24 protein-coding genes are annotated in these 24,581 nt (G+C 60.8%); 16 read left to right on the top strand and 8 right to left on the bottom strand.

What is annotated here, in order from left to right:
• Positions 1-175 precede the first annotated feature (175 nt).
• From D882_RS0119165 to D882_RS0119150, 4 genes are all read left to right on the top strand, one after another.
• Positions 176-928 (top strand): SDR family oxidoreductase, encoded by a 753-nt coding sequence (locus D882_RS0119165; RefSeq protein WP_027924723.1) that lies wholly within the window; start codon positions 176-178, stop codon positions 926-928.
• Positions 929-970: 42 nt separating this feature from the next.
• A complete protein-coding gene (locus tag D882_RS0119160) occupies positions 971-1,384 on the top strand; it encodes a cupin domain-containing protein (protein ID WP_027924722.1) in 414 nt (137 codons plus the stop codon).
• 96 nt (positions 1,385-1,480) lie between these two features.
• Positions 1,481-2,572 carry an HlyD family secretion protein gene (locus D882_RS0119155; RefSeq protein ID WP_027924721.1) on the top strand — a complete coding sequence of 364 codons (1,092 nt, stop codon included), beginning with the start codon at positions 1,481-1,483 and terminating at the stop codon, positions 2,570-2,572.
• Positions 2,569-4,176, top strand: a complete 1,608-nt coding sequence (locus D882_RS0119150; RefSeq protein WP_027924720.1) for an MFS transporter — start codon at positions 2,569-2,571, stop codon at positions 4,174-4,176. Before D882_RS0119155 ends, D882_RS0119150 begins: the two co-directional genes overlap by 4 nt.
• Positions 4,177-4,335: 159 nt before the next feature.
• On the opposite strand, the gene ppk2 is transcribed toward D882_RS0119150, so the two are convergent.
• Positions 4,336-5,253: a polyphosphate kinase 2 gene (gene ppk2, locus D882_RS0119145; RefSeq protein ID WP_027924719.1), complete on the bottom strand. Its 918-nt coding sequence runs from the start codon at positions 5,251-5,253 to the stop codon at positions 4,336-4,338.
• A gap of 197 nt (positions 5,254-5,450) precedes the next feature.
• Here ppk2 and D882_RS0119140 point away from each other — a divergent pair, with 197 nt between their 5' ends.
• Positions 5,451-6,386 (top strand): Ppx/GppA family phosphatase, encoded by a 936-nt coding sequence (locus D882_RS0119140; protein ID WP_027924718.1) that lies wholly within the window; start codon positions 5,451-5,453, stop codon positions 6,384-6,386.
• Positions 6,387-6,402: 16 nt separating this feature from the next.
• Here the strand turns inward: D882_RS0119140 and D882_RS0119135 are convergent, their stop codons facing one another.
• Together D882_RS0119135 and D882_RS0119130 are read right to left on the bottom strand one after the other, a co-directional pair.
• Positions 6,403-7,968 carry an aldehyde dehydrogenase (NADP(+)) gene (locus tag D882_RS0119135; RefSeq protein WP_027924717.1) on the bottom strand — a complete coding sequence of 522 codons (1,566 nt, stop codon included), beginning with the start codon at positions 7,966-7,968 and terminating at the stop codon, positions 6,403-6,405.
• Positions 7,965-8,600 (bottom strand): isochorismatase family cysteine hydrolase, encoded by a 636-nt coding sequence (locus tag D882_RS0119130; protein WP_027924716.1) that lies wholly within the window; start codon positions 8,598-8,600, stop codon positions 7,965-7,967. The genes D882_RS0119135 and D882_RS0119130 overlap by 4 nt, the downstream gene beginning before the upstream one ends.
• Positions 8,601-8,700: 100 nt before the next feature.
• On the opposite strand from D882_RS0119130, the gene D882_RS0119125 reads away from it, so the two are divergent.
• Entirely contained in the window at positions 8,701-9,234 is a 534-nt protein-coding gene (locus tag D882_RS0119125) for a helix-turn-helix domain-containing protein (protein ID WP_027924715.1), read from the top strand.
• A gap of 218 nt (positions 9,235-9,452) precedes the next feature.
• Complete coding sequence (locus D882_RS0119120; RefSeq protein ID WP_027924714.1) at positions 9,453-9,908, top strand: cupin domain-containing protein; 456 nt, start codon at positions 9,453-9,455, stop codon at positions 9,906-9,908.
• Between the two features lie 37 nt (positions 9,909-9,945).
• On the opposite strand, the gene D882_RS0119115 is transcribed toward D882_RS0119120, so the two are convergent.
• Positions 9,946-11,064: a P1 family peptidase gene (locus D882_RS0119115; RefSeq protein ID WP_027924713.1), complete on the bottom strand. Its 1,119-nt coding sequence runs from the start codon at positions 11,062-11,064 to the stop codon at positions 9,946-9,948.
• A gap of 165 nt (positions 11,065-11,229) precedes the next feature.
• Positions 11,230-12,333: a polyamine ABC transporter substrate-binding protein gene (locus tag D882_RS0119110; protein WP_027924712.1), complete on the bottom strand. Its 1,104-nt coding sequence runs from the start codon at positions 12,331-12,333 to the stop codon at positions 11,230-11,232.
• Between the two features lie 111 nt (positions 12,334-12,444).
• Here D882_RS0119110 and D882_RS0119105 point away from each other — a divergent pair, with 111 nt between their 5' ends.
• Positions 12,445-13,218 carry a helix-turn-helix transcriptional regulator gene (locus D882_RS0119105; protein WP_027924711.1) on the top strand — a complete coding sequence of 258 codons (774 nt, stop codon included), beginning with the start codon at positions 12,445-12,447 and terminating at the stop codon, positions 13,216-13,218.
• A 12-nt stretch (positions 13,219-13,230) separates the two neighbouring features.
• Here the strand turns inward: D882_RS0119105 and D882_RS0119100 are convergent, their stop codons facing one another.
• The gene (locus D882_RS0119100) at positions 13,231-14,172 is read right to left on the bottom strand and encodes a class I SAM-dependent methyltransferase (protein WP_027924710.1); all 942 of its coding nucleotides are present in this window, start codon (positions 14,170-14,172) and stop codon (positions 13,231-13,233) included.
• Positions 14,173-14,338: 166 nt separating this feature from the next.
• Here D882_RS0119100 and D882_RS0119095 point away from each other — a divergent pair, with 166 nt between their 5' ends.
• The 7 genes from D882_RS0119095 to D882_RS0119065 all read left to right on the top strand — a co-directional run bounded on the left by D882_RS0119095 (position 14,339) and on the right by D882_RS0119065 (position 20,882).
• Positions 14,339-14,959 carry a cytochrome b/b6 domain-containing protein gene (locus D882_RS0119095; protein ID WP_027924709.1) on the top strand — a complete coding sequence of 207 codons (621 nt, stop codon included), beginning with the start codon at positions 14,339-14,341 and terminating at the stop codon, positions 14,957-14,959.
• Positions 14,956-15,741 (top strand): molybdopterin-dependent oxidoreductase, encoded by a 786-nt coding sequence (locus D882_RS0119090; protein ID WP_027924708.1) that lies wholly within the window; start codon positions 14,956-14,958, stop codon positions 15,739-15,741. The genes D882_RS0119095 and D882_RS0119090 overlap by 4 nt, the downstream gene beginning before the upstream one ends.
• Before the next feature lie 65 nt (positions 15,742-15,806).
• The gene (locus D882_RS0119085; RefSeq protein WP_027924707.1) at positions 15,807-16,076 is read left to right on the top strand and encodes a pentapeptide MXKDX repeat protein; all 270 of its coding nucleotides are present in this window, start codon (positions 15,807-15,809) and stop codon (positions 16,074-16,076) included.
• A 297-nt stretch (positions 16,077-16,373) separates the two neighbouring features.
• The gene (fae, locus tag D882_RS0119080; RefSeq protein WP_008043405.1) at positions 16,374-16,886 is read left to right on the top strand and encodes a formaldehyde-activating enzyme; all 513 of its coding nucleotides are present in this window, start codon (positions 16,374-16,376) and stop codon (positions 16,884-16,886) included.
• A 10-nt stretch (positions 16,887-16,896) separates the two neighbouring features.
• Positions 16,897-17,931, top strand: coding sequence for an aldo/keto reductase (locus tag D882_RS0119075; protein WP_027924706.1), 1,035 nt, complete (start codon positions 16,897-16,899; stop codon positions 17,929-17,931).
• Positions 17,928-19,361 (top strand): NAD-dependent succinate-semialdehyde dehydrogenase, encoded by a 1,434-nt coding sequence (locus tag D882_RS0119070; RefSeq protein WP_027924705.1) that lies wholly within the window; start codon positions 17,928-17,930, stop codon positions 19,359-19,361. Before D882_RS0119075 ends, D882_RS0119070 begins: the two co-directional genes overlap by 4 nt.
• Positions 19,362-19,517: 156 nt before the next feature.
• Positions 19,518-20,882 (top strand): MFS transporter, encoded by a 1,365-nt coding sequence (locus D882_RS0119065; protein ID WP_027924704.1) that lies wholly within the window; start codon positions 19,518-19,520, stop codon positions 20,880-20,882.
• 126 nt (positions 20,883-21,008) lie between these two features.
• On the opposite strand, the gene D882_RS0119060 is transcribed toward D882_RS0119065, so the two are convergent.
• Both D882_RS0119060 and D882_RS0119055 read right to left on the bottom strand, forming a co-directional pair.
• Positions 21,009-21,884 (bottom strand): LysR substrate-binding domain-containing protein, encoded by an 876-nt coding sequence (locus tag D882_RS0119060; protein WP_027924703.1) that lies wholly within the window; start codon positions 21,882-21,884, stop codon positions 21,009-21,011.
• A 222-nt stretch (positions 21,885-22,106) separates the two neighbouring features.
• Positions 22,107-23,285 (bottom strand): hypothetical protein, encoded by a 1,179-nt coding sequence (locus D882_RS0119055; RefSeq protein ID WP_027924702.1) that lies wholly within the window; start codon positions 23,283-23,285, stop codon positions 22,107-22,109.
• Between the two features lie 185 nt (positions 23,286-23,470).
• Here D882_RS0119055 and D882_RS0119050 point away from each other — a divergent pair, with 185 nt between their 5' ends.
• A complete protein-coding gene (locus D882_RS0119050; RefSeq protein WP_027924701.1) occupies positions 23,471-24,403 on the top strand; it encodes a LysR substrate-binding domain-containing protein in 933 nt (310 codons plus the stop codon).
• Positions 24,404-24,581 lie beyond the last annotated feature (178 nt).

Here is a 24,581-nt window from a genome sequence, read left to right as displayed (position 1 = left end):
AGCTCGAAACCCGTTGCATGGTCCACGGTGACGATGGACGAATAACCACTGCTTTGGACGCAAATCCAAGCGTTCATGAAGGTAAATCCAAGCCCGCTGCAAGGACTTGCCGCGTGCGCGCATGCAATCTCTCTACACCGACGCAATGGTTGCCGTCGACACGTGGAGAACAGCCATGAAGATCGTAGTTATCGGAGGCTCCGGCCTCATCGGATCGAAACTTGTGAACACCCTTCGCGAGCGCGGCCACGACGCGGTCGCCGCCAGCCCCAGCACGGGCGTGAACAGCATCACCCGCGAAGGCCTGGCCGCAGCGATGGATGGTACTGACATCGTTGTGGACGTGGCGAACGCGCCGTCGTGGGAAGACCAGGCCGTGCTTGATTTTTTCGAAACATCGACGCGTAACCTGCTGGCCGCCGAAGCGGCCGCCGGGGTTCGTCATCACGTAGCCCTGTCGATCGTCGGTAGCGAACGCCTTCCCGACAGCGGTTATTTTCGGGCCAAGGTCGCGCAGGAAAACCTGATCAAGGCATCCGGCATTCCTTACACCCTCCTGCGTGCCACGCAGTTCTTCGAGTTTGTCGAAGGTATCGTCCAGTCGTTCGCCGTCGGCGAGGAGTTTTGTGTCTCGCCGGCGCTGATCCAGCCGATAGCGTCCGACGATGTGGTGGCGGCGCTGGCCGATGTGGTGCTGGCAGCACCGGTCAATGGCACGGTTGAAGTGGGTGGCCCGGAAGCGATGCCGATTGACGAACTCGCCAGGCGTTTTCTGCGGGCGACTGGGGACAGCCGCAAGGTCCTGCCGGACGTGCACGCCCGTTACTTCGGCGCCGTGCTCGACGATCAATCGCTGGTGCCTGGCAAGAATCCACGGCTGGGGGCGATCTGCTTCGAAGACTGGATCGCTCAATCGAAGGCCCGATAACGGCCCGCACCCTCACATTCCCACCCACGAAGGAGCCATCCCATGGTTACTCGAATCCTGTTGGCCGCGGCCTTCGCAGTGCTATCGATCAGCGCAGCGTCCGCCGCTGAGCCGCCCCACGGTAAGGTGACGGTCGTGTTCGACCGTCCCATTCCCAATCTTCCTGGCAAGAGCATGAAAGGCGTCGTCGTCGAGTACGGGCCGGGCGCTGCGTCGCCGGCCCACACCCATCCAAAAACGGCCTTCATCTATGCAACGGTCCTGGAAGGCTCGTTTCGCATCAAGGTCAAAGGCGAACCGGAAAAGATCTACACCGTCGGCCAAAACTTCGTAGAGGAGCCGGGCTCCGTGCATGAGGTCAGCGCCAACGCCAGCGATACCGAGCCTGCACGCCTGCTGGCAGTGTTCGTCCTCGACACCAACGAAAAGGAACTCGTCACACCGATCAAAAAATGAGCCGGTCAACGCGCTCGTGAATGTTCGACAGCCGGGCGGCAGACTCTGCCGCCCGGCGGCAGCGGTTGTTCCAGGCACTGAACAGGAAATAAAAATATGAACTCGCTCCAGGACAATGCCGCCATTGGCGCTGACGCCGGCACTCCTGTTGTCATTGCGCCGCGAAGCAAGCGCCAGACCATCGGCAAACTGCTGTGCGTCGCTGCTGTAGGGGTTATGGCGGCCTGGGTGGTTATTGCATTTTCGAGTGGTGTGACCTCGACCGATAATGCCTATGTCCGCGGTGATGTTACGTCGCTCGCCGCCAAAGTCGGTGGCTATGTCACAGCGCTGGAGGTTGAGGATAATCAGACTGTACGGGCCGGTGACGTGCTGTTTCGTATCGATGAGCGCGACTATCGCGCCAGACTGGCGCAAGCGGAGGCCAATGTCAGCGCAGCCCGGGCACGCCTGACCCATGTCGATGCACAGATCCAGTTGCAACATGCGTTGATTCGACAGGCCGAAGCGCAACGCCGTTCGGCCACCGCCGAGATGAGCCTGGCGACCAAGACCCATGACCGCAGCCGCCAGTTGATCGTCAGCAACGCGGTCAGCCAGGCACTGGTCGATGAAACCGGCACCGCGCAATCCAGAGCCGAGGCGTCGGTTTCGGCTGCTTCGGCAACGGTCGAGGCGCAACAACAAAACATCGCCGTGTTCGTGGCCGAACGAGCGGCGGCCGAGGCGGCTGTGTCGCAAGCGCAGGCCGCGCGTGATCTCGCGCAGATCGATCTTGACCACACCGTGGTGCGTGCGCCGGTGGCGGGTGTTGTCGGCAACCGGCAGATTCGACTCGGCCGGTTCGTGACACCGGGCGTTGCCTTGCTCGACATCGTGCCGGTCAACGATGTATGGGTCGTGGCCAATTTCAAGGAAACCCAGCTCGAAACCCTCCATCCCGGCCAGCGTGTGCGTATCACGGTCGATGGCTATCCCGACCAGGCCATTGCCGGCGTGGTCGACAGTTTTGCACCGGGCAGTGGTTCGGCGTTTAGCTTGCTACCGCCCGACAACGCGACCGGTAACTTTGTGCGTGTCGTGCAGCGGGTTCCGGTAAAGATCCGCTTTGCCCACAACCCAATGCCGGGGCGCATCGTGCCGGGTCTGTCCGCGCGGGTTGAAGTGGCGAGCGGGGATGACTCATGAACACGACTGTCGCCACGCGCAGCCCTGTCAGTGCCACCTCCGGCGTGCTGCTCATGACGGGGATCGTGCTGGCCACGTTGACGGAAGCGATCGCCAGCACCGTTCTATCGCTCGGACGCGGCGACATTATCGGCGACACCTATGCCACGCCTGATGAGTTCGCCTGGCTGGACGTTGGCTACATCGCGCTAAAGCTGATCGGGTTCATGACCGCCCCGTGGCTGTTGAGCCGTTTCTATCCGCGTCATGTGATCACCGGCTCAACACTGTTAATGGGGCTGGCGTGCTGCATGGCCGCCATTACCGCTCAGTTGGACCTGCTGGTTGCGCTTCGCGTTATCCAGGGTTTCGCTGCGGGGATCCTGCTGGTCGGGGGGCAGGCGCTGATATTTCGCGCGTATACGCGGTCCTGGCAGCCAATCCTGCAAGCCCTGTTCGCCATGGGTTCGGTGGTCGCACCCGGGACGGTCGCGCCGGCCCTGCAAGGGTGGCTGATCGACAGCCAGTCCTGGACCTGGATTTTCTTCAGCGTGGTGCCGCTGGCCTTGGCGGCGTCCGGTCTTTTGCTCATCGCCGACCACCCGGTGCCTGCCAGTGCGCGACAACGCTCCTTCGACTGGCTCGGCTTCGCACTGATCGCTACGACGCTGTTCTGTTTCACCTACGTGCTCAGTCAGGGCAGCCGCTGGGACTGGTTTGAGGAACCGCACATTCTGTTGCTGACGATGCTTGGCGGCGGCGCGTTGCTGGCATTTATCGGTCAGCAACTGTTGGTCAAAGGCCAGGGGCTGTTCGATTTCACCGTGTTCAAATCGAGCGAATTTACCTTTGCCTTTATCGTCAGTTTCGTCGCCGGTGCTGCGTTGTTCGGCAGCGCGTTCCTGATTCCGGCGTTTGCCCTGTCGGTGCTCGCGTTCACCCCGACGGAGGCCGGCCTGCTCTTGTTGCCCAGTAGCGGTTTTTTTATCGGTTCACTGTTTATCGCGGCCTTTCTCTTCAAAGTCCGCCACGTTCCCCCTGTGGCGACCGTGCCCTTTGGCATCCTGATGATCATGGGGGCCATGTGGATGCTGTCCGGTTCGACCAGCGAAAGCGGCACGGCCAGCATGATGACCGCCATCCTGCTACGAGGCCTGGGCCTTGGTTTCCTGTTTCTGTCGATCACGCTGATCGCCTTCAGCGACCTCAACAGCCGCAACCTCGCCTGTGGCATTGGCCTGTTCAACACAGGGCGGCAATTGGGGGGCTTGATGGGCGTCGCGGGGCTCCAGACGCTGATCGAGCATCACGTTGTCATCAATAGCGCGGTCCTTGGTGCCAACGTTACGCCAGGAGGGAACGCACTCATCGAACGGCTGACCACCACAGGTGCGATGCTGGCGGGAAAGGGCATGGACCCAGTCTCCGCCGGTCGTGCCGCGACGAGCCTGTTGGGCAAGGTCGTGACAGGGCAGGCTACTGTGATTGCTTTTGATACCGCGTTCTTCGCAGTCGCGATGCTCTTTGTCGTTGCTGCCCCTCTGTTGGTTATTCTCAAGATTGGACTGTCGCGATACGCGAAAGCGCCTGCGATGCGAGCCGTAGCCGAAGTCGAAAATGGCTAGTACGAGCTCACCCAGCGGCCTGAGGTGTACAAACCAGCCGACAAAAAAAAGCCGCCCCAAAAGGCAGCCCAAAAAAAAGCACGCGGTGTATGGCGTCAGTATTGTTGGCGCAAGGTTACACAATGATGACGGTTGGGCGCGCATGCGCCCCCGTCGGTCTCAATATACTTGCGGCACGATCAGTTCCGGTGGCGTCGGGCTGCGCGTGTAGTGTTCCTGGCGCACGCGTTCTGGCAGCTCGATCACCGGGGATTGCACTTCTTCATACGGCATCTGCCCCAGCAGGTGGTGGATGCAATTGAGTCGGGCCTGTTTCTTGTCGTTGGCCTGCACTACCCACCACGGCGCTTCGGCGATGTGGGTGCGGTCCAGCATGATTTCCTTGGCCTTGGTGTACGCCTCCCAGCGACGGCGGGATTCCAGGTCCATCGGGCTGAGCTTCCATTGCTTGAGCGGGTCATGAATGCGGCTGAGGAAGCGCAGGTGCTGTTCCTGGTCGGAGATCGAGAACCAGTATTTGATCAGCTGGATACCGGAACGGGCGAGCATCCGTTCGAACTCCGGCACGGTGCGGAAAAACTCTTCGTATTGGTCGTCGTTGCAGAAACCCATGACCTTCTCGACGCCCGCACGGTTGTACCAGCTGCGGTCGAACAGCACGATTTCGCCGGCGGCCGGCAGGTGCGAGACATAGCGCTGGAAATACCATTGGGTGCGCTCGCGGTCGTTGGGGGCGGGCAGGGCGGCGACCCGGCAGACTCGCGGATTGAGCCGCTGGGTGATGCGCTTGATCACGCCGCCTTTGCCCGCTGCGTCGCGTCCTTCAAACAGGATCACCACTTTATGCCCGGTTTTCACCACCCAGCTTTGCAGCTTGACCAGTTCACCCTGCAGGCGGAACAGCTCGCTGAAATAGCGGCGACGCTGTTCTTTTTCGCGGCTGTCACCGACGTGCTCATCGAACAGTGCGTTAAGGTCGTGTCCGTCCTCCATCAACTCCAGTTCCAGCTCTTCGTCGCTGTGGTCGAGCAGCTCACGATGGATACGTTGAATCAGGGTGTCGTTGTCTAAATGCATGGTCCGAGTCCCGACAGAGGTGGAGGTGGCCATGCTAGGCCGGGGGATGTGACGGACAAGTGACGATGAAGACATAGTGAAAAAAACCGTGGTGTCATCTTGGTGTCACCTAACCCATGGCAGGATCCTCGCAAACCGTCTTGAGCGCTCAGCGGAACTCCGTCCGCGGGCTGATGAAATTGCCAGGAATCCGCCCCATGAAAGGAGACGCCTCCCTGTTTGCAGCCATCGACCTGGGCTCCAATGCGTTTCGCATGATGATTGGCCAACCGGTCAAACGGAACCAGAAGTGGATGATTCACGAGGTGAAAACCCTGCGTGAACCTGTCCGTTTGTCGGAGGGTTTTCAGGGCGGAGCGCTGGATGAAATGGCGCTGGACCGTGGCTGGCAGGCGCTCTCGCGATTCGGCAAAAAGCTACGCGGATTCGAACCTGGGCGGGTGCGGGCGGTGGCGACCAGCGCAGTGCGCGAGGCCGACAATGCACAACTGTTTTTGGCGAGCGCCGAGCGTCATCTCGGCTTTCGCATCGATGTGATTTCCGGGCACGAAGAGGCGCATCTGGTGTACGCCGGTGTGGCCCATTCGATCCCCAGTCCGCTTAGCATGCGACTGGTGGTGGACATCGGCGGCGGTTCCACCGAGTTGATTCTGGGGCAGGGCACTCAACCGCTGTTGACCGAGAGCATTGCGATTGGCAGCGGCACCTTTGGCGCGCGTTATTTTTCCGGTGGTTGCATCACGGCTCCGGCACTGCTGGAGGCGGAACGGGTGGCCACGCTGCAGTTTGAAAAAGTCGCGCGGCGTTATCGAGCGTTGGGTTGGCAGCAGGCCATCGGCTCGTCGGGGACCGCACGGATGCTCGCCAAAGTGCTCAAGGCCAACGGCATGAACGACGACGGCGAAAGCGGCATCACCTACAGCGGCCTGCTGCGCCTGTCGTTGCGCCTGCTGGAAGTGGGGCATGTGAAACAGCTCAAGTTGGCCGGCTTGCAAAACCACCGTTTGAGCACCTTGCCGGGTGGGCTGGTGGTGATGCTGGCGGCGTTCAAAGTCTTCGGTATCTCGCAGATGACGCCTTCCGAGGGCGGGTTGAGGTTCGGGGTCCTGCATGGCCTGATGGCCCGGCATTGAACCCCGAGCCCCCGTTCTAGACACCGTCAATGAGGCGAGGCAACGCCAGCGGGTTTGCGTCTCGCAACACCTGCGGCAGTAGCGCTTGCGGAAAACCCTGGTAAGCCACCGGGCGCAAGAACCGCTCAATCGAGGTCATGCCGACCGACGTGAAGCGGCTGTCCGACGTCGCCGGAAACGGTCCACCGTGAACGGTGGCAAACGTCACTTCCTGCGGGTGCGCGAAGGCATTGACGACGATGCGTCCGGTGCGGCGCTCCAGCACGGGCAACAAGCGCTGCGCCAAGGGCAGATCCTCATCCTCAAGGTGCATGGCCGCCGACAGTTGCCCCCGCAGCGAACGCGCCACAGCGAGCATTTCTGCCTCATCCCTGACGTTCACCAACAGCGCTGACGGGCCGAAGACTTCTTCAGCCAGCAGCGCTTCGCTCAGGAATTGATCGCCGTCGACTTCCAGCAACGCTGAGGCGCCCTCCAGTGCCGCAATGGCCGGTGAACCTTCGCCAATACGCCGTGCCCCTGCGTCCTCGATCTGGCCAAGACCGTTCAAATAGGCTGCGTGAATGCCGGGTGTCAGCATCGGTCGCGCTGACGCCTCGTTGACGCGCTTGATCATCGCGGCGCGCATGGCCTCAAAGCCAGGCCCGTCGATGGCAATCAACAGCGCGGGTTTCAAGCAGGCTTGCCCGACGTTGACCAGCATGCGCTCGATAAAGCCGTCACCGATCAGCGCACCTTTTGCCGCCTGCGCATGGGGCAGGATGAACGTCGGGTTGATGCTGGTCATCTCGGTGAACACCGGAATCGGATCGGGACGCCGTTGCGCACGGCGATACAGCGCCATGCCGCCACGTTCCGAACCGGTGAACGTCACCGCTTTGATCAGCGGGTGATCGACCAGCGCTTCACCGATGGCGTTACCGTCACCGCGCACCATCGAGAACACGCCTTCGGGCAGATCGTGCGCTTGCACGGCGTCGCGGATGGCGTGTGCCTGAATTTCCGAAGCCCCGGGATGCGCGTTATGCGCCTTGAGGATCACGGTTGCGCCAGCGGCCAGTGCCGAAGCGGTATCACCGCCGGCAACCGAATAGGCGATAGGGAAGTTGCTCGCGCCGAAAATCGCTACCGGGCCGAGGGCGATCTTCTGCAAACGATGGTCCATGCGCGGACGCGGCTGACGATCAGGTTGTGCCGGATCAATGGCCAGTTGCAGGAAGCGTCCTCTGCGTACGACATCGGCAAACTGGCGAAACTGGGTGGCGGCTTTTATCGCTTCGCCCTCCAGTTGCGCCTCGGGCACGCCGGTTTCGAGTGCGGCTCGGGCCGCCAGCGCCTGACGGACCTTATCGAGATTGTCGGCGATGCTGTCGAGGAACGCGGCGCGCTTGGCCAGCGAGGTATGGCTGTAAACATCGAACGCTGCATCAGCGAGGGTCGCGGCCCGGTCGACGTCGGCCGAGCCACCCAGGGCGAAATCCGGTTCAATCAACTGGTTCGTGGCAGGGTTGAGCGCCTTCATCGTTCCTTCAGAACCGCTCACATCACGAGCGCCGATCATGAGCTTGCCTGTCAAGTTCATGGGCGGTCACCTTGGGTCAGCGTGGCGATAAGTTCGGGTGTGGTCACGATGGAATGAGCGAACGTAGGACCATTCAGTTCATGGGCCGAGTGCATCATTTCAGGCTTGAAGGCCGCCGTGGCGTCGCGCACCAGGGTGACGTGATAGCCCAGTTCTTGCGCGTAACGTGCGGTAGCCTCGATGCAGGTATTGGCCAGCAACCCAACGATAATCACGTGGGTAATGCCTTTCTGCTTAAGGCGGAAATCAAGGTCGGTGTTGGCAAAACCGCTCGAGCCCCAGTGCTCCTGAACGACGATGTCGCCGTCCTTCGGCGCGAAATCCGGGTGCCATTCACCACCCCATTCGCCACGCGCGAAGTGATGCATGTGCATGATCTTGCATTGGGTGGGGCTCGGGTGATCCCAGTTTTCGTAGTCGCCTTTTTCCCAGCGGTGGTGCGGTACGATGACCACCGGAATGTCGAGGGCGCGGACGGTGCGGTCGAGTGCGCGCAAGTTGTCGAGCAGGCCGACTTGGGCGGCGATCGGTTCGATCAATGGATAGACTTTGCCGCCCTCGGAGAGGAAGTCGTTGTAAGGATCGACCAACAGATAAGCGGTTCTGTCGAGGGGATAGAGGGCTTTTGACATGGCGGTGTTCTCCTGGAATGTTGAGTGACCGATGTCCGGCGCTTGCCCGGATATCATGTTGATATGATAATCATAGTAACCGCAAGAGAGGCAAGACCGCATGTCGGTAAATACACCTGTTCCTGAAACCCTGTGCCCGATTTCACGGGCCGAGGCCGTCGTCGGCGACCGCTGGACGGTTCTGGTGCTGCGCGAGTTGTTCATGGGCAGCCATCGATTCGACGAGATCCAGGCGCAAACCGCCGGGACCCCGCAAATGATCGCCACCCGTCTCAAACGCCTGGAGGCTGACGGGCTGGTCGTGCGCCGCGCCTACAGCGAGCGGCCCCCGCGCTACGAGTACCACCTGACGCCCAAAGGCGATGCGTTCTATTCCGTGGTGCTGGCACTGCGCGCCTGGGGTGAAACCTGGTGCAAGTCAGAGGAGGAGGGGCTGGCGGTCGTTTACACCCACGCCACCTGTCGACATCCCGCAGGGCTGGGGCCGTTGTGCGCACATTGCGGCGAACCGTTGCGCCGTGGCGAACTGATCAGCACACCCAGCGAAGCCTACGCCGCTGAACGCAAAGCACGACGTGACGCCTTCAAGGGGGGGCGTGGGGCGGATCCGGTCGCAGTGGTTCAGGGTCAATGAGCGCATTGAAGTGAGTCCCCGGTGAATGTCAGCTGTCTGGTGACGGTGGGCATTTCTGCAGACAGTCGGTCTTCGCGGGCGCATGTTTGTATCGCTACGTATCCGCGGGGCCAGCAGCCAACTTCGCATACAAAACCATGGCCTGCGTGACACGAGCGGGATACACCGCACCCTCTAAATGGGCTCACCGTATTGACGGCAATCATTGGAGAATCGCGATGTCCCGTATCACTTCCCGCAACACTGCTGGCCGCTCAGGCATTGCCCTTGCCGTTCTTTCACTGGCAGCTTTCGCGAGTTTTTCGCAGGCTGGCGAATCAGGCCATGAGGCGCAGCCTGGCAAAAGCTGGCAGTCCGGCATCCACCGTACCGATCTGGTGCGCAAAGACCTGGGGGCGGCCGAGCGTGAGGTGATTCAGGTGCGTGTCGATTTCGATGCCGGCGTGACCTCGCCTAAACACTCGCATCCCGGAGTGGAAGTGGCTTATGTTATCGAAGGTTCGTTTGAGTATCAGCTGGAGGGCCAGCCACCGGTCACGCTCAAGGCTGGCGATTCACTGTACATCCCGGAGGGCACGGCGCATGTCGCGAGGAACGTGGGTGGCGGTAAAGCGTCGGAGCTGGCGACGTACATTGTGAAGAAAGGCACGCCGCTGCTGGTGTTGGAGAAATAATCAGTGACCGCCCGATGCGTGGCATCGGGCGATTCTGTCAGCGCTGGCCTGGCCAACCCGCCTGGCGCAATGCCTTGAGCAACGTTTGCGCATCCAGTCCTTTCACCGTATGGCCGTTGCCTTCCACCGTGTCAGACGCCAGTAGCGCATTGATGATGGCTTCTTCCACGGCCTCGGTCGCGGCCAGAAACAACTCGCTGATGTGATCGTTGTTGACCATGCGCAGGTTGTCGCATGTCGGCGCGCCTTTGCCTTCATAGGCGGCGGGTGGCACGTGCTGGTTGCCGGTGGCGAAGGCAATGAAGATGTCACCGCTGTGGTCCTCGTTACCGCCACCGGTGCGGGCCAATCCCAGGCTGGCACGCTGCGCGAGGCGTGTGCACTGGTGCGGCAGCAACGGCGCATCCGTGGCCAGGCAGACGACGATGGAACCCATGCCCGGATAGGGTAGCGAGGCTTTGAGGAAGGGTGAGTCGACCTGTTCCATGTAGCGCCCGACCGGGTAACCGTCGACACGCAACTCGTTGCGAATGCCATGGTTGGCCTGGACGATGGCGCCAACGGTCCAGCCGCCTTGCGCCGGGCTCAAGCGTCGCGAGGACGTGCCAATCCCGCCTTTGAACTCATGACAGATCATCCCGCTGCCACCGCCTACTGCGCCTTCGATCACCGGTCCGTCGACGGCATTGCGCTGTGCCTGGGCCACGTGCTCGGGCTTGACGTGGAAACCATTGATGTCGCTGAGCAAGCCATCGAACGTCTCCAGCACCACCGGCATGTTCCAGTACAACCGGCCGTCATCGGGCTGGGCCTGTCGGTCCAGCGCAATCAGCGCATCGCGCACCACGCCCAGGCTGTGGGTGTTGGTGAAGGCGATCGGGCTGGTCAGCAGGCCGGCTTCGCGAATCCACTCAAGACCGGTAGCGTCACCGTTGCCATTGAGCACATGCACACCGGCAAAGCACGGTTGCTGGTTGGTGGAACCGGCACGCGGTTCGATCAGGGTGACGCCGGTGTGGATGTCACGACCGCTGTCGGTACGGCCACGCACTTCACTGTGGCCGACGCGGACGCCGGGTACATCGGTGATGGCATTGAGGGGGCCGGGTTGCAGTTGGCCGAACTGAATGTTCAGGTCACGGGCACGTGGTTTCATGGGGTTTCTCATCTTCAAATCGTGGCAGAAAATTGGGCTTTTCGATAACCGTCAAATAGTCACAAAACCTGTGGGAGCGAGCTTGCTCGCGAGAGCGGTGGATCAGTCGCCATCGATGTTGAAGGTGATGGCCCCATCGCGAGCAGGCTCACTCCTACAGGGTTCTCACTGGCCGTTTTTGACCTTGCTCCAGACCCGCGTGCGCACTCGTTCAGTCGCCGGCGGCAGCGGTTGAAGGGTGAACAACGTGGCCAGCGCTTCAGCCGACGGATACACCGCCGGGTTGGTGCGGGTCGCTTCGGCCACCAACGGTGTCGCGCTGCGGTTGCCGTTGGGGTAGTTCAGGTGATCGCTGACCGGGGCGATGACTTCGGGGCGCATCAGGTAGTCGATAAAGGCCAGGCCTTGTTGCGGATGCGGTGCGTCCTTGAGCAGCACCAGCGTGTCGAACCAGACCGGCGCGCCTTCCTTCGGCAGGCTGTAGGCGATCTTCACGCCGTTGTTGGCCTGCTCGGCGTTGGTCTTGGCTTCCAGCATCGCGCCAGACCAGCCCACCGCCACGCAGATGTTGCCGTTGGCCAGGTCGCTGATGAATTTGGACGAGTTGAAGTACGCGATGTGCGGACGCAACTTCAGCAGCAGCGCCTCGGCCTTCTTGTAGTCTTCAGGGTTGGTGCTGTTCGGTGGCAAGCCCAGGTAGTGCAGGGCGACCGGGAGCATTTCCGACGGCGAGTCGAGCATCGCCACGCCACATTGACCGAGCTTGGCCAGGTTCTCTTCCTTGAACACCAGGTCCCAGGAATCCACCGGCGCCTTGTCGCCCAACGCCGCGCGGACCTTGTCGATGTTGTAGCCAATCCCGTTGGTGCCCCACAGGTACGGCACTGCGTACTGGTTGCCCGGATCGTTGTTGGCGAGTTTCGCCAGCAGGTCGCTGTCCATGTTCTTGAAGTCAGGCATTTGTGCGTGGGGCAACGGGGCGAGGGCGCCGGCCTTGATCAGCGTCGGCAGGCTGAAATTGCTCGCCACCACCACGTCGTAGCCGCTGCGGCTGGTCAGCAGTTTGCCTTCGAGTACTTCGGCGCTGTCGAAGGTGTCGTAGACCGGTTCGATCCCGGTGTCGCGCTTGAAGTCGTGCAGGGTGTCGGGTCCGATGTAGTCGTACCAGTTGTAGACATGCACCGTCGGGGCATCGGTGGCCATGGCCGACAACGAGACGCACAAACAGGCGCCCAGTCCAAGATTGATATGCGAGCGGTGACGACTCATGATGCGGCACTCCTGGCCTGCTGCAGGCCGGTGATGAACAGGTGCTTGCAGCGTACTGGCAGGCGGGGGACTCACCCATTCCCATCATGGGTTACTCGAAAGGGGTAGTGCGTGGACGCATTGTTGAAAGAGCTGCCGGTGCACCAGTCGCTGGCGCGGGTGTTTGGCGCGTTGGGGCAGGACGGGTTCTGGCGGGCGCTGGTCGACACATTGCGGCTGCTGGTGCCGCTGGACAATGCGCTGGTCGCGGTGATGCGCGCGGGGCGGGTCCCGCGTTTGCTGATTGATTTCGATTCGAAGGGCGGTGCCGCCGAGCACGAAGAACTGGCGGACTACAGCGCCGGCATGTACCTGCTCGACCCCTTTTACCAGGCGGCTTGCGCCGGTATTGCCGAGGGCCTGCACAGCCTCGAATCGGTGGCGCCCGACCAGTTCCAGCAGAGCGAGTACTACCTGAGTTACTTCCGCTCGGTGGTGGGGGCGGACGAGTTGCAGTTCATGGTCCACGTTGATGGGGCGGTGTTGGGTTTGTCGCTGGGACGTTCGACGCGGTTCAGCCTGGAAGAGCAGGGCCGCCTGCTGTGCGTGCGCGAATGGGTGCTGTCGGCGATGCGCCGCCATCTGCAATTGATGCCGCCGGAAGGCGCGACCGCTGAACCGGTGGCCGGCGATCTCGCGACGTTGCTGGACCGCTTCGACGCGCGCCTGTCGGTACGGGAAATCGAAACCGCCCGGCTGATCCTTCAGGGCTTCTCCAGCAAGGCCATCGCCCAGCACATGGGCATCTCACCGGAGACGGTGAAAGTGCATCGGCGCAATGTCTATCACAAGCTTAATGTGACCGGGCATGGGGAGTTGTTTGCGTTGGTGTTGCAGCCGCGTTGAGCCCGGCAAGACTCAATCGCCCAGCTTGAACACCAACGCTTTCAACCCACACTCAACATCGGCATCCGGAAACTCCGGCGGGTTCTCCAGCCGCTGCTCAAAACGCAAACTCGGCGCTTCACGCATCACCCCATCGATCAGGAAATCAGACCCAAACGCCGGGTCATTCATGCACGCCAGCACCGTGCCCGCAGGGCTGAGCAATTCCGGCAACCGGCGCAACACACGCTGGTAATCCTTGGTCAGCAAAAAACTGCCTTTCTGAAAGGACGGCGGGTCGATGATCACCAGGTCATAAGGCCCCTTGCCAATCACTTTGCCCCAGGACTTGAACAGGTCATGGCCCAGAAAACTGACCTGGCTCAAATCGTGCCCGTTGAGCCGGTGATTCTCGCGCCCACGGCTCAGGGCCGGGCTGGACATGTCCAGATTGACCACGTGCTCGGCGCCACCCTCGATGGCGGCGACCGAGAAGCCGCAGGTGTAGGCAAACAGGTTCAATACGCGCTTGCCGTGGGCATTGGCCCGCACCCAGTCACGGCCATAACGCATGTCTAAAAACAGCCCGGTGTTCTGCTTGCGGCCCAGGTCCACGCGATAACGCAAGCCACCCTCGGTGATTGTCATCTCATCGATCACCTCGCCCAGCAGCCACTCGGTGGTGCTTTGCAGCAAGTAGCGATGTTGCAACAGCAAGGTGTGCGCGCCGGATTGTGCCCACTCGGGTGACTGGGTGATCTGGACCAGCAGTTGTTTCAACGCTTCCAGCTGCGACGCTTCCGGCTCTTTGAACAGCGCGACCAGCACCACCCCCTGCAACCAGTCGACGGTCAATTGCTCCAGCCCCGGCCAGCAGCGGCCACGGCCGTGAAACAAGCGGCGGGTTTCCGCTGGGGCCGTTGCCAGGGCCGTCAGCAGGTGGGCGTGGAGGGTGGCAAGTGCGTCTGAGTTCATCGGGCAGGGTCGGCAATTTGAGGGGGCGGCATTTTAACCACAAATGCAGGGCAAGGCGTGTTGCAACGCGTCGGGAGTTATCACGTTTAATTTAACTTTACGTGAGGATTTGGCGATCAATCGGCTCCCATACTCGGCCCCAATGATCAATCGCAGGGAGCCGGACATGTCGCAGCTATCTGCTTCACCCTCTGTCAGTAGCCATCCTCGCTGGTTACGGCTGACCCATTGGCTGAACGCCCTGGCCGTGCTGGTCATGGTCACCAGTGGTTGGCGTATCTATAACGCCTCGCCGATTTATGACTTCAGCTTTCCCAAGTCGATCACGCTGGGCGGCTGGCTCGGCGGTGCGCTGCAATGGCACTTCGCGGCGATGTGGTTTCTGGCCCTCAATGGCCTGATTTATCTCGGCATCAATCTGTTCAGCGGTCGTCTGAAACGCCGTTTTCTACCCGTCTCTCCCAAAGGTGTCCTGCATGACCTGTGGGCCGCATTGAGAGGGCGGTTGAGCCATGCCGACCTGAGTCATTACAACCAGGTGCAACGGGTGGCCTACCTGTTCGTGATGGTCGACATCACGCTGTTGGTGGTCTCCGGGCTGGTGCTTTGGAAGTCGGTCCAGTTCCCGCTGTTGCGTGAACTGCTGGCGGGCTACGAAGGCGCGCGACGGGTGCATTTCTTTGCAATGTCGCTGTTGGTTGCTTTTGTCGCGGTGCATCTGGTGATGGTCGCACTGGTGCCAAAAACGTTGTGGGCGATGATCGTCGGCCGCAAGGAGCGGGTATGAAAAAGCGCATCGAAAGTTCCGGGCTGGACGAGTCATCGATCCTGACAGACGCCCGAAAAATACTCGCCCCGCAGATCCCCGGCCGCTCGCGTCGCGCGTTTCTGCTGCGCGGCCTGACCCTCGGCGGTGTGGCGATGCTGTCTGGCTGCAACCTGACTGACAACGAAAGCGTCGAGACCGCGTTGTCGTCCATGTCGCGCTTCAACGATCGGGTGCAAGGCTGGTTGTTCAATCCCGACGCCATGGCGCCGACCTACCCGGAATCCATGATCACCCGGCCGTTTCCCTTCAATGCCTTCTACGGCATTGACGAAGCACCGACGGTGGAGGAGGAGTCCTATCGGCTGGAAGTGACCGGCATGGTCGCGGACAAACACAGTTGGCGGCTCGAAGAACTGCGCGCCATGGCACAAACCGAACAAATCACCCGGCATATTTGCGTCGAAGGCTGGAGCGCCATCGGACGGTGGGGAGGCGTCCGGTTCAGCGACTTCCTGAAGCGCGTCGGCGCAGACACCGATGCCCGGTACGTCGGTTTCAAATGTGCAGACGATTATTACACCAGCATCGACATGGCCACGGCGCTGCATGCGCAAACCTTGCTGACGCTGACCTATGACGGCGCGGTGCTGCCGCGCCAGTACGGCTTCCCCATGAAACTGCGCATGCCCACCAAGCTGGGCTACAAAAACCCCAAACACATTCAGGCGATTTTCGTCAGCAATACCTACAGCGGTGGCTACTGGGAAGACCAGGGTTACAACTGGTTCGGTGGCAGCTGACAGACACATTCATCACGCAGCCCACGCTGCGTTCATTCGTAACCTGCGCTTCGAGGAGTTTGATCATGAAAAAGTTAGCCACCGCCGTCCTGTCCATGTGCATCGCACTGGGTGCCGCCAGTGTTTTCGCTGCCGATACCACCAGCAGCGACAGCATGAGCAAGGACTCGATGTCCAAGGATGCCATGTCCAAAGACACCATGAAAAAAGACACAACGATGAAAAAAGATGCCATGGCCAAGGACACCATGAAGAAAGACAGCATGTCCAAAGATGCAATGTCCAAGGACAGCATGAGCAAAGACGCCATGAAAAAAGACGCCATGTCGCAATAGTCCAATCCTTCCTGAAACCTGCGGGGAGCAAACTCGCTCCCACAGGTTTTACCGGGTATGACTTGAACTCATACCCTCATGACTTTTAATGGTTACAGCCCCGCAAACCCCCAGTGTTAAAAAATCGCAAACCAGCTCATCAACAACAAAAAAGAGCGTTTGCAACCATGACTCATCATCACTGCCGCGTCTTCGCCAGCGACCTGCTGCGCTCTTCGAACCCCGACATTTGCCACGCCAGGCCCGCTGCCTGCGTGCGTTTCTGATCAACCTCAACTCCCTGAAGAGTAACGACTCATGAAAGAACTCGACCTGTACATCGGTGAAGGTTTCGAAGGCCCGGGCGTGAACGCCGCGCACATCAACATTCTGATCGGCCCGCGCAATGGCCCGGCCGGCCAGGCGTTTGCCAACAGCCTGGCGTCGCCTAGCCAGGGTCATTGCCCGTTCATGGTGATTGCCCAGCCGAACATTCCGGTCAAGCCAATGACCCTTTACGTCAACAAAGCCGCGATCAGCAGCGACCTGCACGGCAACGCTACCTGGGGCGCGTCGCAGGCCGGTATCGCCAAGGCAGTACTCGAAGCGCTGCTGGACGGCACCTTGCCGCCGGAAGCCGAAGACGAATGGGCCATCGTCACCGCTAACTGGGTCAACCCGGCTTGCGATGACCTCGATGCGGTCTACCTGAATAACTACAACGCCTGCCGCACGGCGATCCGTGCCGCGCTGACCGGCAAGCCGGAAACCGCGCAACTGGCGGATGTGGTCAATCACATCAGCAACCCTTTCTACACGCCAAAAGCCTGAGGTCCGCGCCATGCAATACATTCGTTTGGGCAACTCCGGCCTGCAAGTCTCCCGTCTGTGCCTGGGCACCATGAACATGGGCACTCCGGACTGGAAACCGTGGATCTTCGACGAGAAGAAAAGCGAGCCAATCGTCGCGCACGCCCTCGACAACGGCGTCAACTTCATCGACCTCGCGGACTTCTATTCCGCCGGTGTCGGCGAAGAAGTGGTGGGACGCATCGTCAAGCGCCTGGCTCGTCGCGAAGACCTGGTGATCACCACCAAAGTCGGCTACGGCACCCGCAACGGCATCAATGCCAGTGGCCATTCGCGCAAACACATCATGGACAGCATCGACGCGTCGCTGAAGCGCTTGAACATGGATTACGTCGATGTGTTCATGCTGCATTACTTCGATGTGAACACCCCGGTCGAAGAAACCATGAGCGCCATGAACGACATCGTGCGCTCCGGCAAGGCCCGTTACATCGGCGTCTCGACCATGCTCACCGGGCAATTGGCGAAGATCCTCATGGCCTGTGAGCGCAACGGTTGGGTCAAGCCGATCAACATGCAGCTGCAATTGAACTGCGCCTACCGCGAAGAAGAGCGCGAGATGATTCCGTTCTGCCGCGACCAAGGCCTCGGTGTCTCGGTGTTCAGCCCGCTGGCCCGTGGCTTGCTGACCGGCGACGTGCAGTCGACCCGCAACCAGACCGACTTTTTCACGCAGCAGATGTACAGCGACGAAGCCTCGTTCGAAATCGCCCATTCGGTGCAACGTGTCGCCCGTGCCCGTGGCGTGTCCAACGCGCAAATTGCCCAGGCCTGGGTGGCCAACCATCCGGGTGTGGATTGCATGCTGGTGGGCGCTGACACCACCGAACAGTTCGACAGTGCACTGGCCGCGCTCGATACCAGACTTGACGCCGAAGAACTGCACGAACTGGAACGCAATTACACCCCGTGCGACGTGATCAACGATTACACCGCCGGCAAACGTATCTTGCGTTCGGCCCGTCCGGGTCTGGAACGCTTCATTCTGACTGAGGCTGTGGCATGAGCGCGCTGATTCGCACGGGTAATTTCATCGACGGCCAATGGTCGTCTGGTGGCCCGACTTACCCGGTGTTCAACCCGGCCAACGGCGAGTTGATCACCGAAGTACAAAAGGCTGGCGCCGAAGAAACCAATCGGGCGATTGAAGCCGCCAACCGTGCATTGCCGGCGTGGCGCAAGCTCACTGCCAAGGAGCGCAGCCAGAAGCTCAAGCGTTGGAGCGAGCTGATGCTGAGTAACCAGAAGGACTTGGCGACTCTGCTCAGCCGCGAACAAGGCAAGCCATTGGCCGAGGCCATGGGCGAAGTGGTCTACGCCGCGAGTTTTCTGGAGTGGTTTGCCGAAGAGGCCAAGCGTGCTTACGGCGACGTGATCCCGAGCCACAAGGCCGATGCGCGGATCATCGTGGTCAAGGAAGCCATCGGCGTGGTCGCCGCGATCACCCCGTGGAACTTCCCGTTGGCCATGGTCACGCGCAAGGTCGGTCCGGCATTGGCCGCCGGTTGCACGATGATCCTCAAACCTTCGGAAGAGACGCCGCTGTCGGCCTTCGCCCTGGCGGTGTTGGCGGAGCAAGCGGGTATTCCGGCGGGGGTGTTCAACATTGTGTCTGGCGATGCGGTGGCCATCGGTGGGGCGCTGCAAGCGTCGAGCATCGTGCGCAAACTGTCGTTCACCGGCTCCACGCGCACCGGCAAATTGCTGATGCGCCAGGCGGCGGAAACCCTGAAAAAGGTCTCGCTGGAACTGGGCGGCAACGCGCCGTTCATTGTCTTCGACGATGCCGATCTCGACGCTGCGGTCAAAGGCGCGATGGCCTCGAAGTTCCGCAACACCGGGCAGACCTGCGTCTGTGTGAACCGCTTCTTTATTCAGGACGGCGTCTACGAAGCCTTTACCGGCAAACTCGCGGAAGCCGTTGCGGCGATGCGCGTCGGCAGTGCGCTGGACGGGGAAACCGAGCAAGGCCCGCTGATCAACGCGGCGGCGCTGGCCAAGGTCGAGCTGCACGTCGGCGATGCACTGGAGAAGGGCGCCACGCTGTTGTGTGGCGGCCGTCGTCATGCGCTCGGCGGCACGTTCTACGAGCCGACCATCCTCGCCGAAGCCAGCAGCGAAATGCTTATCGCGCAGGAAGAAACATTCGGCCCGGTGGCGGCCTGCTTCCGTTTCAAGGACGAAGCCGAAGTGCTGCAAAAGGCCAACGACACGCCATTCGGTTTGTCGGCCTACTTCTACAGCCGCGACATCGGCCGCGTGTGGCGCATGGCCGAAGGACTGGAAGCGGGGATGGTCGGGATCAACGAAGGGATCATTTCCACGGAAGTGGCGCCGTTCGGCGGCATCAAGGAATCGGGCCTCGGTCGCGAGGGGTCGAAGTACGGTCTGGATGACTACCTGGAAATCAAATACCTGTTGATGGGCGGCCTCTAACCCCCACCACACCCCTTGTAGGCGTGAGCCTGCTCGCGATGGCGGTGTGTCAGGCAACACAGCTTCGACTGACACACTGCTATCGCGAGCAGGCTCACTCCTACAGAACAGCGATCGGTTTCATTTCTCCGTCAATAACAACAATTGGAGATTTACATGTCCGTACAACCGGTAAAAATCGACGACCTGCCCATCGGGCGCTTTCACCTGAAAATCGCCGGCCTGACCTTCGGCGCGCATTTCACCGACGGCTACATCCTCGGCCTGATCGGCATCGCGTTCACCTTGCTGAGCCCGCAGATGCACCTGGATGCGTTCTGGCAGGGACTGATCGGTGCTTCGGCCCTGATCGGCCTGTTCCTCGGCAGCCTGTTTTTCGGCTGGATCTCCGACAAGGTCGGCCGTCAGAAAATCTTCCTGGTCAGCTTTGTCCTGATCACTATCGCCTCGGTCATGCAGTTCTACGCCGAAACCGCGATGGGCCTGTTTCTGTGCCGGGTGCTGATCGGCATCGGGCTGGGCGGTGATTTCAGTGTCGGCCACGCCATGCTGGCCGAATTCGCGCCGAAGAAGCATCGCGGCGTGCTGCTCGGTTCGTTCAGTGTGATCTGGACCTTCGGCTACGTGGCCGCGACGTTTGTCGGCACCGCCATGCTTAGTCTGGGTGATGACGCCTGGCGCTGGATGCTGGCGTCTTCGGCGATCCCGGCGGCGTTGATTCTGATTGCGCGCATCGGCACGCCAGAGTCACCGCGCTGGCTGGTGAACCAGGGCCGAATTGCCGAAGCGCGGGCAATCGTCAAGAAGCATCTGGGCGCCAACGTCGAACTCGACGAAACCCAATCCACCGAAACCCGTTCCGGCTACGCAGTGCTGTTCAGCCGTGAGTACCGCAAACGCACAGCGTTCAACTGCCTGTTTTTCGTCTGCATCGTCATGCCGTACTTCGCCATCTACACCTTCCTGCCTTCGATTCTGCAGAAGATGGGCCTGGCTGAAGGCTTCGGCACTGAACTGATGTTGAACATGCTGCTGATCCTCGGCGCGTTGATCGGGATCTGGTGCACGATCAAATTCTCGCGCCGCGGGTTCTTGATCAACTCGTTCATCATTCTGGCGGTCGCGTTGTTCATGCTGGCGGTGTTGCCGAGCAGTGCAGCGTTCCTGATGGTGCTGGTGTTCGGGCTGTTTACCCTGGTGTTGTCGGCGGTGAGTAACCTGGTGGGCGTGTTCCCGGCCGAGAGCTTCCCGACTGAAGTGCGGGCCAGCGGGATTGGCCTGGCCACGGCGGTCAGCCGGTTGGGTTCGGCAATCAGTACGTTCTTGTTGCCGGTGAGTGTGGCGGGGATCGGCTTGAGCCCGACGATGGGGATTCTGGCGGCGATCCTGGCCATCGGCGCCTGGCTGTCCTGGGCGTGGGCACCGGAAACCAAATCACTGACACTGAGCCAGGCATGCAAGGCGCAGAGCCCGGTGGAGGGCGGTGCGGCGGTGGCGGTGAAAGTCCCGGCCCCGATCTAACAGACTGTCAAAGTTCCCATGTGGGAGCGGGCTTGCTCGCGAAGACGGAGTGTCAGTCACCATCAATATTGACTGACACTCCGTCTTCGCGAGCAAGCCCGCTCCCACATTAGAATGTCGGTGGCTTCAGGGATTGCTGACCAATCCCAACCAATCCGTAAACAACCGCACCTTCGACAACCCCTGCTTGTCATTCGCCACATCCAGCCAATAGCCATACGGCCCGATCACCTCCACCGGGGTAATCGGCAGCAGGCTGCCATTGGCCAGTTCCTTCTCGATCATCTGCCGGTCAATCACCGCCAGGCCACCCCCGGCCAGCGCGGTGTGGATCACCTGATCCAGCGTGCTGAATTCCAGCCCTTGCGCGGCATCGACATCGTCGCGTCCCATGGCCGCCAACCAGTTTTCCCAGACCTTCAAGCGTTTGCCATCGTGCAGGATGTGCAGCAGCGCAAAGCCCCGCAGATCCGGCGGTTGACCGTCGCTGAACAGCTCCGGACTGGCCACGGCGATGTGTCGTTCCATCACCAGCAATTGGCTGCTGCAATGGCTGTTGGCTTCGAGGCCGAAGCGGATGTGGCAGTCGATTTCCACGAGGCTGTCGTGACTGGCCTGATTGGTCACACTCAGGCTGATGTCGGGATAACGCTGACAGAACACGCGCAAATGCGCCGACAACCAGCGCGTCGCCCAGGTCGGTGGCGCGAGGATTCTCAGACGCTGGCGCAGGTTGGGTACGCGCACGGCTTGCAGGGCACGTTCAATGTGGTCGAACGCTTCCGCGAGGTGCGGGGAGAGGGCGATGCCGGATTCGGTCAGCGACAAACCCTGGGGCGTGCGCACGAACAGCGCGACGCCGAGGTAGTCTTCCAGTTGCTTGATCTGGCGGCTGACGGCGCCTTGGGTGACGTTGAGGCCGAGCGCCGCCTGGCTGAAGCTGCGATGACGCGCGACCTCTTCGAAGACGCGCAGCATATTGAGCGAGGGCAGTTGACGCATCGAAGGTGGACTCCGTACCGGCCTCTGGTGTTGCGTCGGGCCGGTTTATTGTTTTGGTGGCGTTCTCTGTGGTGCCTATCTGACTATTAGCAATGGGCGGATGCAAGTGTTGTTTAGGCTGACGCCATCGCGAGCAAGCTCGGCTCCTGCAAGAGTGCGCTAAACCCTGTAGGAGCCGAGCTTGCTCGCGATGACTTTATCAAGGACGCTAGAACTACCCGATCAGAAGTAATACCCAATGTTCACATAAAGCTGATTCTCCCACTGATCACTCCCGCCAGCCCCCAGACTCTGGGTGTAACTGCTCCCCCCGATATACGGATCATTCTTGCCAAACAACCACTCCGCTGCGACCCACAATTTACTCACCGAAAACGAACTGCCCAAAATCATCCGCTCCGACGTCTTGAACTCGCTGGCGGATTTATCGAAGGCGCTGTAGTTGGCGTACAGCTTGACCCCGCTGACCTGGTCGAACAGGTATTTCCCGGCGACGTCGTAACTGACGTCCGCCACATACAAGTTGCCGCGACTGGCAACGTTGTACGTGCCGTCATAACCGCCAAGGGTAACCAACTCATCGGTGCCAGGGTTACGCGGCGACATCTGTTGCCGTGCCGCTTGCAACTGCACACCCCACGGGCCGTTCTTGCCCAGGTAATGGATGGCCACGGCATTGCGCCGGCCATCGGCATTGGTGTCCTTGTTCTCCAGCGACGAACTCAGGCCGGAGAGCCCGACCTCCGATTTCCACGGTCCCAGGTCCAGCGCCTTGGCCACCCGCAGCACCACGGTGTTGCGCTCCTGGTTGTTGCTGCCGTCGGCGACATAGCTGTCGGCTTCGGACACCACGCTGGAGTAAGTGACCCCGTTGCTGGTGCCTTTGCCTTGCCACGCCGGGCGCAAGTAGTAACCGGCCTGGAGGTTCCAGTCGCCCGATTGCTGGACGTACTTGGCGCCGACCTGTTGCACATCTTCCAGGCCGATGACGTTGCCCAGGGTTTCGTAGAAGGTGCTGCCGAAGTACGGCTGCAAACCGAACGGCACCGTGTTCAGGCCTACTTGCACCTGCTGGTCGGGGTTGAACTTGTAGCCGGCCCACGCGAACTTGGCGAACTGGATGTCGCCATAGTTCTTGGTGTATTGATACGGATAAGACCGGCCATAGAAACGATACTGGGCCTCGCCGATCCAGCTGTCGGAGTTGTACTTGGCGCTGAGGAACATGGTGTCCAGGCCGAACTTCTGGATGTCGCGATCCGGGTCGTAGTCCCAGCGCGCACGAACCGCGCCGCCGAGGTCAAGATTGTCGGTCACTTGCACGGCCATGGCAGGAGCCGCAAAGGTGCAGAACAGAGCGATGTACAGAGGACTTAGGCGCAGGGAAGCAGGGAAGGGCATGGGGCAGCTCTCGGTTATTTTTATATGAGATGCCGGCCAGTCTTGCGATGAACGGTGGGTTGAACAAACGATTAAAAATGCGCGCAAACCTTCCTCAGATGCATGTTACTGAGAAAATCCTGTAGGACAATGTGTGGCGAGCATGGGATGCTTGGCCGATCAGCTAACGTCCTCGAGTGCTTTCCATGAAACGCAAAATGCCCGGTCTTAATGCCCTCAAGGCGTTTGAAGTGGCCGGCAGCACCGGTAGTTTTACCCGCGCGGCCGAGTTGTTGAACGTGACCCAGAGTGCGGTCAGCCGCCAGGTCCGTCAGCTGGAGGAGCAGCTCGGCGAGAGCCTGCTGGAACGCCACCACCACCACCTCGAACTGACCAGCGCCGGCAAGGTATTACTGCGGGCATTGCATCAATCCTTCGACAAGATCGAGCTGACGGTGCGCAGCATCCAGCAGAAAACCCATTCCAATCGCCTGCACATCAACGCGCCGCCGACCTTTACCAACCGCTGGCTGATGCCGCGTCTGGGGCGGTTGCGCGAGAAGCATCCCGAGCTGGAACTGAGTATCACCACGCGCTTGCAGGACAGCCTGGCGGAAACCAGCACCCTCGACTGTGCGATCCGTTTCGGCGATGGCGAATGGGATGGCCTCAACAGCTCGATGCTGATTCAGGAGCGGCACATCGCGGTGTGCGCGCCGACCTTGTATGCGCGGGAGTGGAGCGAGCAGGGCATCGACCTCAATCGGCTGACATTGCTGCATGTGCTGGCCCGGGAAGACCAGCGCTACCTGACCTGGAAACACTGGCTGGACGCCGCACGCATCACCGGGGTCGACACCCAGGGCGGGTATGAATTCGACCTGCTGGACCTGGCCATTCGTGCGGCCGTCGATGGCCTAGGCATCACCATCGCCGACTGGCACATGGTCGCCCCGGAACTGGCCAGCGGGCAGCTGACCCAAGTGCTCAACGTGCATGTGGAAGGGCACCAGTCCTATTGGCTGGTCACCCGGCCGGAGCAGACCCTGATGCCTCAATTGCAGGTGTTCAGCCAGTGGTTGCAGGAAGAAATCTGGTTGGCGCAACGGCAGCTCGAACCCTCAACCGCCGCTCTCTGACCACCACAAATCCCTGTGGGAGCGAGCTTGCTCGCGATGGCGGAGTGTCAGGCAATGCAGTTGTCGACTGATACACCGCCATCGCGAGCAAGCTCGCTCCCACAGGGGATCTCATCGTTCCAGCGGGTAACCTGCATTTTTCGAATGTTTGCCTGCTCAATAAATCGTTTGTTCAACC

This window comes from Pseudomonas sp. URMO17WK12:I12 (assembly GCF_000514395.1).
Lineage (GTDB): Bacteria > Pseudomonadota > Gammaproteobacteria > Pseudomonadales > Pseudomonadaceae > Aquipseudomonas > Aquipseudomonas mucoides.
Note: the sequence above shows the minus strand (reverse complement) of the source record. Positions and strands in the feature narration are given on the sequence as shown.

Excerpts from the sequence above, each read along its gene's own strand:
- D882_RS0119165 (WP_027924723.1), top strand. The coding sequence starts at position 176 with ATGAAGATCGTAGTTATCGGAGGCTCCGGCCTCATCGGATCGAAACTT.
- D882_RS0119160 (WP_027924722.1), top strand. The coding sequence starts at position 971 with ATGGTTACTCGAATCCTGTTGGCCGCGGCCTTCGCAGTGCTATCGATC.
- D882_RS0119155 (WP_027924721.1), top strand. The coding sequence starts at position 1,481 with ATGAACTCGCTCCAGGACAATGCCGCCATTGGCGCTGACGCCGGCACT.
- D882_RS0119150 (WP_027924720.1), top strand. The coding sequence starts at position 2,569 with ATGAACACGACTGTCGCCACGCGCAGCCCTGTCAGTGCCACCTCCGGC.
- ppk2 (WP_027924719.1), bottom strand. The coding sequence starts at position 5,253 with ATGCATTTAGACAACGACACCCTGATTCAACGTATCCATCGTGAGCTG.
- D882_RS0119140 (WP_027924718.1), top strand. The coding sequence starts at position 5,451 with ATGAAAGGAGACGCCTCCCTGTTTGCAGCCATCGACCTGGGCTCCAAT.
- D882_RS0119135 (WP_027924717.1), bottom strand. The coding sequence starts at position 7,968 with ATGAACTTGACAGGCAAGCTCATGATCGGCGCTCGTGATGTGAGCGGT.
- D882_RS0119130 (WP_027924716.1), bottom strand. The coding sequence starts at position 8,600 with ATGTCAAAAGCCCTCTATCCCCTCGACAGAACCGCTTATCTGTTGGTC.
- D882_RS0119125 (WP_027924715.1), top strand. The coding sequence starts at position 8,701 with ATGTCGGTAAATACACCTGTTCCTGAAACCCTGTGCCCGATTTCACGG.
- D882_RS0119120 (WP_027924714.1), top strand. The coding sequence starts at position 9,453 with ATGTCCCGTATCACTTCCCGCAACACTGCTGGCCGCTCAGGCATTGCC.
- D882_RS0119115 (WP_027924713.1), bottom strand. The coding sequence starts at position 11,064 with ATGAAACCACGTGCCCGTGACCTGAACATTCAGTTCGGCCAACTGCAA.
- D882_RS0119110 (WP_027924712.1), bottom strand. The coding sequence starts at position 12,333 with ATGAGTCGTCACCGCTCGCATATCAATCTTGGACTGGGCGCCTGTTTG.
- D882_RS0119100 (WP_027924710.1), bottom strand. The coding sequence starts at position 14,172 with ATGAACTCAGACGCACTTGCCACCCTCCACGCCCACCTGCTGACGGCC.
- D882_RS0119095 (WP_027924709.1), top strand. The coding sequence starts at position 14,339 with ATGTCGCAGCTATCTGCTTCACCCTCTGTCAGTAGCCATCCTCGCTGG.
- D882_RS0119090 (WP_027924708.1), top strand. The coding sequence starts at position 14,956 with ATGAAAAAGCGCATCGAAAGTTCCGGGCTGGACGAGTCATCGATCCTG.
- D882_RS0119085 (WP_027924707.1), top strand. The coding sequence starts at position 15,807 with ATGAAAAAGTTAGCCACCGCCGTCCTGTCCATGTGCATCGCACTGGGT.
- fae (WP_008043405.1), top strand. The coding sequence starts at position 16,374 with ATGAAAGAACTCGACCTGTACATCGGTGAAGGTTTCGAAGGCCCGGGC.
- D882_RS0119075 (WP_027924706.1), top strand. The coding sequence starts at position 16,897 with ATGCAATACATTCGTTTGGGCAACTCCGGCCTGCAAGTCTCCCGTCTG.
- D882_RS0119070 (WP_027924705.1), top strand. The coding sequence starts at position 17,928 with ATGAGCGCGCTGATTCGCACGGGTAATTTCATCGACGGCCAATGGTCG.
- D882_RS0119065 (WP_027924704.1), top strand. The coding sequence starts at position 19,518 with ATGTCCGTACAACCGGTAAAAATCGACGACCTGCCCATCGGGCGCTTT.
- D882_RS0119060 (WP_027924703.1), bottom strand. The coding sequence starts at position 21,884 with ATGCGTCAACTGCCCTCGCTCAATATGCTGCGCGTCTTCGAAGAGGTC.
- D882_RS0119055 (WP_027924702.1), bottom strand. The coding sequence starts at position 23,285 with ATGCCCTTCCCTGCTTCCCTGCGCCTAAGTCCTCTGTACATCGCTCTG.
- D882_RS0119050 (WP_027924701.1), top strand. The coding sequence starts at position 23,471 with ATGAAACGCAAAATGCCCGGTCTTAATGCCCTCAAGGCGTTTGAAGTG.